This window comes from Methanomethylovorans sp. (assembly GCF_050177135.1).
Classification (GTDB): Archaea; Halobacteriota; Methanosarcinia; order Methanosarcinales; family Methanosarcinaceae; genus Methanomethylovorans.
On the sequence record NZ_JBFXHJ010000111.1, the window covers coordinates 1 to 7476 of the forward strand.

The following is a 7476-nucleotide window of genomic DNA, read 5'->3' on the forward strand; positions in this document are numbered from 1 at the left end:
GCTTCCGCCGGGGGCTCCCGCTGGTGTCACGGTTTTTGCCAACGCGAGAATAAAGTAATAACCATCATAATCCTGCATCGCACCACGAGTGCAAAAACACGCGCCACCGCGACTCTACGGCAACGCCACATACCGCCGAACGTTATGCAGCATAAAGGAAAACCCTAACACGATATAGTATGTTTGAGAACCAACTAACCAGAAAGATTGCCAAATTGATTAATGAGAAAATACTTGTTAAGGAAATATGGATACTCCTTATAATGTTGGCAACTTATGCAATACAAATAGCAACTAAGAATTCAATCGGAGTTATTGTCAATTTGGTTTTTACCATAGCTGCCGTTATCTATTTCTTTTCTGCTTTTGCTTATCTGGCAATTCCTGGTGCCACTTTGTATGATCAGTTCTATATGAAACTGGTCGGTTGGGGAAGTTCCATCATGTGCATAGGAATACTTTTCAAAATAGCTCATTATCCTAATGCTGGATTGTTGATGAAGGTCGGAATGATCACCCTTGGAATAGTAATAGTAACCATGGTGTATCTCAAATCTCAAAAAAGTACAAATGTGCTATTCATAAAGACAATACCACATCGCTTAATAGTATTTGCCTTGATTATGGGTATAATTTACTTTGTAGAAAATTACGCTGCATAACAGGTCGGTATATGTCATTGCCTCTCCGTACCGCGAGAATCTTCTGGCTAAAGAGGATCGTTAAGTGGTCTGCGGTACGGCCCGCCCCGGCTCCCGCCGGGGACTCCCTCCTGGTGTCACGGTTTTTGCCAACGCGAGAGTAAACAAAACAATATAACAACTCTGCATCGCACCACGAGTGCAAAAACGCGCGCCACCGCGACTCTGAGGCAACAGACACATACCGCCGAACGTTATGCGCAACCATAAGTTAAACTGCTAATTACTAGCATTTTATAAATATTAATAAAATTCCAAAATGGACCTAGTAGACATTTACGAAAAATTAGAAGCCGAAAGAAGACAACACTCTGAAGCAATAATTGATGCAAAAACACCAAAAAAGGTTATAGTTGCGGGTCCAGGCACTGGTAAGACTTTTCTATTCAAGGAAGCTTTAAAAGGGTAAAGTCTGACACTTACCCTAACATTTGTTAATTCTCTAGTCGAAGATTTATCTCTCGAACTCTATGGTCTATCAGATGTTAAAACACTTCATGGTTTTGGACGTAGCATTCTAAGTTCAATACTAAGGAAAACAATCAAAATATCTCCAAAACTACCTCAAGTAATAAAAGAAGATGCTTTAATCCTAAAGGGAGAAGACATAGATTTTGATAGGACTTTTCAAGAGATGGATAATTCAAATCCCAACATTGATTTTTATATAAAAAGGCGTCAATTCTATGATTATTACGGCTATTCAGATGTTATATATTCTACAATAAGATGTTTTGAAGAAGATGCAACTACTATACCATTTTATGAGCAAGTCCTTGTAGACGAATTTCAAGACTTCAATAAACTTGAAGTTACTCTGATAGATTACCTTGCTACATCGAGCCCAATTCTTTTAGCGGGTGATGACGATCAAGCATTATATGAATTTAAGAGTGCTACTCCCACGTTTATTAGAGAAAGGCATGGTGATAAAATGCCTGAATATCATGCATTTAATTTGCCATATTGCTCTAGATGCCCGCGTGTAGTTGTTGAAGCCACAAATGATTTGATTCATTCCGCTAAAGCAAATGGATTACTTAAGGACAGGATTGATAAACCATTCAGGTATTTCAATAATAAAGAGAAGGATAAAATTAGTGCGAAATATCCCAGAATAATTTACAAAAATGTTTTTGCAGCACAAGTTCCTTGGTTTATTGAGCAATGCCTTCAAGAATTGGCTATGGATATTAGAGACAAATTTTCAGTACTAATAATATCTCCATTCAAAAAACAATGTGAAACCGTTGCAATGTCACTAAAAGAAAAAGGTCTAAATCAAATTGAATATTCCATAAAAACAGATGAAATAGAGCCATCATTGATGGACGGATATAGAATCCTTTTAGAAGATCCAGTTAGTAACTTAGGTTGGAGAATTGTTGCTCGATCCTTCTTGAGTGGGAAAGACTTTGTAAAAGTAATAAAAGAAACACAGTCCAATTCATCAATTAAATTCCATGATTGTCTTCCAACTGATACTCAAAAGAGTATTAAGGAAATACTACAAGTTCTTAAGTATATTTCTAAAGATAAGGCAGTTAATCAAGAATTACTTGATGAGGCTTTTCGTCGTTTCAATATTGAACCATCAAAACTTGGTTATAGCCAATTGAAGGAAGAAATAGATACTACACTTTTAAAAAATGGCAATCCAGCACTAAGAAATATACCAATAAAATCTACTACTATTCAAAGTTCTAAGGGTCTTTCGGCAGATGTTGTATTTATAACTCATTTCGATGAAAGGTATTTCATTTCAAATACAGACAAAAAGCAAATTTCAGATCGTGACTTTTGTAATTTCCTTGTTTCCCTAACACGTACAAAGAAGAAAGTGTTTTTAATATCAACTACAGGTGAACCAGCTCCATTCTTAAACTGGATTGATCCAGACAAAATAAGTAGATTGAGATAAATATTTATTTACTATTTATAAAATGGCAGCGCATAACAGGTCGGTATATGTCATTGGCTTCGACTGGTTTTTGTGCGCCGGTCCGTCAGACGGGCACACCAAAACCAGTTGGTGCTTTATCGGCCCGGCTTAGCGGCTGAAGCCGCCGGGCAAAAACCAGCCGGCCTGCCCCGGCTCCCGCCGGGGACTCCTGTAAACAGGAAAAAGAAATACCGTGATTTCGGGAAAATGAAGTGCAGTAAATTTGGGAACAAGAGTGCAGTGTTTTTGGGAACAATACTGCAGTGACTCTGGTGCAAAAGTATGCCTATTTTCTCGTAAGCTTTCATCAAGTTTTAAAAAATTGTCTGTCTGTTCTGCATTCTGTAACTCTTGCCCTGTAGTTGGATTAACTGGCACTTATAGAGCAACCGGTCAAGCAGAGCAGTAGCCAGGGTCTCGTCATCGACTGATCTGGCCCATTCTGCCGGTGATTTGTTGGTTGTGATAATGAACGACGTTGTCTCGTAGATTTGATTTAAGAAGACAAAGAACCTGTTGCCATCTTCCCTTCCAAGAGGCAGTGTCATAACATCATCAATAACAATAAGCTGAGCTTCTGTAAGTCGTTTAAACTCCTTTACTGCGGTAGGGGTAAGTTCCTTCAGCCGCAGGGTGGCGAGGATATCGTTCATGCCCCGGAAGTATGCTTTGTATCCACGCCTAAGGGCATCATAACACAGTCCTGCAGAGATGTATGTTTTACCGGTTCCTGATGGGCCGCTAAACATGATATTGTAGCACTGATCCAGCCAGTTGAGCTCACGTAGTTGGTTCAACTGCTGAGCCGACAGTCCGGAGGCAAAATTAAAGTCATAGACCTCAAGATCATGATTTAATGGCAGTCTGGCAAGCTTCATCTTCAGTGTAAGCTGCTTAGCTTCCCTGCCCTTAATCTCATAAGAGAACAGATTATGTGTGAACTCATCATAACTCGGAGAGTCTTGCTCTGCCTCCTGGAGAAGGCTGGTGATGTTACCCCCGATACCCGATAGGCGAAGGCGCGAGGCCTGACGCTTGATAAGCGGTATGTACTGACTCATGGCATCAGAGGCTTTGGTTAAAAATCACTTCGTACTCCCGTATGTCACTTCTCTCGGGCTCTATGTTCACTATAAGCTGTGTCTTGGCATCTCCCAGGGGCTTGATGACAGGTCGTAGCGCCGTAGGTTGGGTCCTGCCGGAGAGCTGGCCCTGGAGGATCGATTTGAAGTCACTGGCGCTGAACAGGCTGTTACGCACACAGAACTCAAGGGCTACCTCTGCCTGCTGCTGCCCGCTTCTCTCTGCCGCCGTAAGAACTGCCGTAAGCTGGTCCCGGACATAGCGGGGATAAAGAGTGTTGATCTTATCGATAAATGTATCTATCTCAACGGTGTGACCAAAGAACTCCCTTACTCTGCCACGGAGAGCGTCAAGTTTAATGGAGGTATCCCTGCGATGGTTAGTGTTTACAATATTATTACCCACCCCCTCCGGGATAAGATGTGTGGTGATTATACTTCCGCCGGTATCTTTTATTACCAGCTGATTACCCTCTTCTGTTACAAATACTCTCGTCTCGTCATTGCGATATGTGCCGAAAGGAAGCGAGTAACTGTTACCCCGGTACTTTATGGTATTTGTTTTAATAACCTTATGACCATTAACTCTTGCAGCGGTGAGAAGTGGCATCCAGCGCCGTAGGAAGGGCCGCTCAAGCAGCCACTGCTCCTGCGGCACCTTACGAGTGGTATTGTGTACCATGCCATTGCCAGTGCGCTCAAGCCAGGCCAGGACCTGATCATTAAGGATCTCAGTGTTAATAAATGTGCGGTTAAAAAGAAAGTTGTGCTTGACATATTTAACCGAGTTCTCAACCTTGCCCTTACTCTCGGGATCGCCAGCCCGGCAAAAAGTAACCTTAAAACCCCGGCTGGCCTCATACCGCTGAAAAACATCTGTCATAATATAATCTCCGCCATTTTCCCGGTGCAGAAAAACACTGTCCTGATCATAGACTATCTCCAGGGGTATGCCTCCGAAGAACTCAAATGCCTTCTCATGGGCTATGACTGCATCATCAGAAGTAAAGGGCCTGTCAAGGAACAAAACAAATTTTTGACGGCTGTAACACAGAAGCATCACGAAAAAGTGAACCTTGACCCACTCCCCGTTACTTCTCCGGAGCTTCTTCTCCCCGAAGTCAACCTGAGCCAGGTGCCCGGGAGGGAGATCCGGGACTGCCGAGTACTGCCTCTCACTGGCACTGACCCTGACAATATTATGGTCCCTGCGAACCATCATCACATAGCTGTAAACAGTCTTCGGATCAACCTTCGGCAGTGTAGTAAACTGCTCCTTGAGCTTATCATGCATTACTGCCGCTGGCGTATCAGGGTACTGTTGAAGGTACCTGACAATAAAATCGCGGTAAGGGTCAAGATAATGAGCTTTTGCCCACTTCTTCTCTATAAACCTGTCATAATCTTCTTCCGTCATACCCAGTATCTTCTTTACTGTGCGGAAGTTGATTTTTAACTGATCCGCTATGCGCTGAATAGAAAAATGTTCAGCATCGCGGAGTCTTCGGATCTCATGATACATAATGATAAGTTGTTTTTGTCGTGCCTCCATCTCAGTATTTTTTACCAAAACCTGAAGGTAGCACAGGTTAATAATCAAGTTAACTTATCACTGTATTATTGTTCCCGATTTTACTGTATTCCTGTTCCCGTTTTTACTGCATTGCAGTTCCCATTTTCACTGCATTTTTGCTTCCCGATTACAAATGACGTTTATAGTTTTGATGCTCGTTCTGGGCTTAGTCATTTCCTAGCCAAAAACGATGAGCAATCCTGTCGCAGTGGTAAAAGGCATAACCATTAATAGGCATACCTCAGCAGTATTACGGAATGCAATATTCTAATAAAACGTTCACATCATGGTTGAAAATAAGATAACGGTACTCATAGGACAGGCAATCAGAGAAGGCAAATACCTTAACATTACGTACAAAAATCAAGATGAGGAGATTAATCCGTTCTGGATCAGCATTTGGGATATTAATGCTGACGATGAGCTTAATGTTAACATGTTCAATGTCACAAAAGATGACCCGATTTATGATGCGAAGATTTTCATTTCCAGGATTCAGACAGCCGAGATCCTGAAGTTTTCGCATTACGATGTTCCTGACAAATTGATTAAGAAGATTGATGAGGATGAGAGTTTACAGAAATATGACTTCGACAGGTATGACAATAATGTATTAAATTATTATTTAGAGTGTTACAAAGCAAATACTGATCGCTTCCTGCACAAGACACATTTAATTCCGGATCTGGATATTCATGAACTGGAAAAACAAAATCCATATCTCCTATCAGAAAAGCAACAAAAACACATAATAAAAGAAATCTACCGGAATGATTACAATACTTTCTATGATTATGACCTTGCTATCTGCGAATTCTCAATAGACCTGGAATCAAAAGGGAAGTTTGTTGTCGCATTCAGAAAGTTAATGTTTGACCCGGTTGCGAAAACCCTTCTGATAGGGTCCACAACAAATTTTAATTCAATTTTTTACATCAATGAGACCAAATATTCGCTGTCATATTATTCAGATTTAAGCCCTATCGACTTTGAGACGGCATACCGTGAAGATGCAAATGGTACGATAAAGCTCTTATCCGATAATTTCAGATCAGGGGAGTTACCCAATACCAGGCCGGAAATCGTCGTCCTGGGTTACCGGCAAATAGATATATCGGACATTTACGATCAAATAAATTCTGATCACTCAAAGGAACAATTGCAGGTTCCTTTGAAAGCGTTCTTCCAGAATTTATCCTTGCTTGACAGGAAAAACAGAAAAGAACCACATATCGTTCTTTATGACAGTAATGTCAATATAGATCAGCTACGAACCATCTATAATTCATTAAAGTACCCTGTTACTTATGTCCAGGGACCTCCGGGCACCGGTAAAACGCAAACAATCTTAAACATTGTGGTTAATTGCCTGGTAAACAACAAAACTTTACTAATAACGTCAAACAACAACATTCCTATTGACGGTATAAAGGAGAAATTGCACCTTGGAAAATATAAGGATAAGGAGATTCTCTTTCCGTTAATCCGGCTGGGCAACAACAAACTGGTTGCAGAAGCATTGAAAAGGATAAAATTGCTGTATGAATTTGAAACCAAGGATGTCCCCAGAGAAGAATTGTTGTTCAATCTGAAAGAAAAATCAAAAGAAAACAACATAAGACTGCTTGAGAAATTAAAGAACTATGAGGACAGAATCGATTTGGAGCAAAACCTTGATTTTATATCCAGATTATCATCAAATGGCAGTTATTGGCTGCTTGATCAGGAAAAAAATAAACTTGAAGAACGATTAAATCAGATTCCTGAAACAACTGACGCTAACATTAAAGGAATCTTTGAAGTAATCCAGGGTAATCAACAGCTGCTTCAATATTTTTACTTCGAGTCCTTAAAACATATCAAACGCTTAAAAAGCAAAGATTACAGCGACCTGGCTGGCATTCTGAATATTGACGATGAAAACGAGCAGGTAAAGGAATTTAACAAGTGGATTGCTGACGACAAAAACCTGGAAAGATTTACCAGAATATTTCCAATTATCCTCACAACCAACATCTCAAGTCGCAAACTGGGTAGGACATTCAAATTTGATTTACTGACTATCGATGAAGCCGGTCAGTGTGATATTGCCACAAGCCTGATCCCGATTTCAAAATGCTCAAACATGGTATTAATTGGTTAAACAAACCAGCTTAAGCCAATTTTGTTTTTTTAGTA

General features: G+C 40.6%; 6 protein-coding genes. 4 read left to right on the top strand and 2 right to left on the bottom strand.

The features are described from left to right. Positions 1-179 precede the first annotated feature (179 nt). The 3 genes from AB7U21_RS08950 to AB7U21_RS08960 all read left to right on the top strand — a co-directional run bounded on the left by AB7U21_RS08950 (position 180) and on the right by AB7U21_RS08960 (position 2622). Positions 180-662, top strand: coding sequence for a GldL-related protein (locus tag AB7U21_RS08950; protein ID WP_428388422.1), 483 nt, complete (start codon positions 180-182; stop codon positions 660-662). Positions 663-960: 298 nt separating this feature from the next. Continuing rightward, a complete protein-coding gene (locus AB7U21_RS08955; RefSeq protein WP_428388424.1) occupies positions 961-1110 on the top strand; it encodes a hypothetical protein in 150 nt (49 codons plus the stop codon). Positions 1111-1335: 225 nt separating this feature from the next. Further along, the gene (locus AB7U21_RS08960) at positions 1336-2622 is read left to right on the top strand and encodes a UvrD-helicase domain-containing protein (protein WP_428388426.1); all 1287 of its coding nucleotides are present in this window, start codon (positions 1336-1338) and stop codon (positions 2620-2622) included. 335 nt (positions 2623-2957) lie between these two features. Here AB7U21_RS08960 and istB read toward each other — a convergent pair whose 3' ends face one another. Both istB and istA read right to left on the bottom strand, forming a co-directional pair. Beyond that, positions 2958-3704 (bottom strand): IS21-like element helper ATPase IstB, encoded by a 747-nt coding sequence (istB, locus tag AB7U21_RS08965; RefSeq protein WP_428388428.1) that lies wholly within the window; start codon positions 3702-3704, stop codon positions 2958-2960. A 4-nt stretch (positions 3705-3708) separates the two neighbouring features. Next, on the bottom strand, positions 3709-5247 hold the full coding sequence (gene istA, locus AB7U21_RS08970; RefSeq protein WP_428388430.1) for an IS21 family transposase: 1539 nt from the start codon (positions 5245-5247) through the stop codon (positions 3709-3711). Positions 5248-5584: 337 nt separating this feature from the next. On the opposite strand from istA, the gene AB7U21_RS08975 reads away from it, so the two are divergent. Further along, complete coding sequence (locus AB7U21_RS08975) at positions 5585-7441, top strand: AAA domain-containing protein (RefSeq protein WP_428388432.1); 1857 nt, start codon at positions 5585-5587, stop codon at positions 7439-7441. Positions 7442-7476 lie beyond the last annotated feature (35 nt).

Coding starts and splice junctions, on each gene's coding strand:
- istB (WP_428388428.1), bottom strand. CDS start 3,704: ATGAGTCAGTACATACCGCTTATCAAGCGTCAGGCCTCGCGCCTTCGC.
- AB7U21_RS08950 (WP_428388422.1), top strand. CDS start 180: ATGTTTGAGAACCAACTAACCAGAAAGATTGCCAAATTGATTAATGAG.
- AB7U21_RS08960 (WP_428388426.1), top strand. CDS start 1,336: ATGGATAATTCAAATCCCAACATTGATTTTTATATAAAAAGGCGTCAA.
- istA (WP_428388430.1), bottom strand. CDS start 5,247: ATGTATCATGAGATCCGAAGACTCCGCGATGCTGAACATTTTTCTATT.
- AB7U21_RS08975 (WP_428388432.1), top strand. CDS start 5,585: ATGGTTGAAAATAAGATAACGGTACTCATAGGACAGGCAATCAGAGAA.
- AB7U21_RS08955 (WP_428388424.1), top strand. CDS start 961: ATGGACCTAGTAGACATTTACGAAAAATTAGAAGCCGAAAGAAGACAA.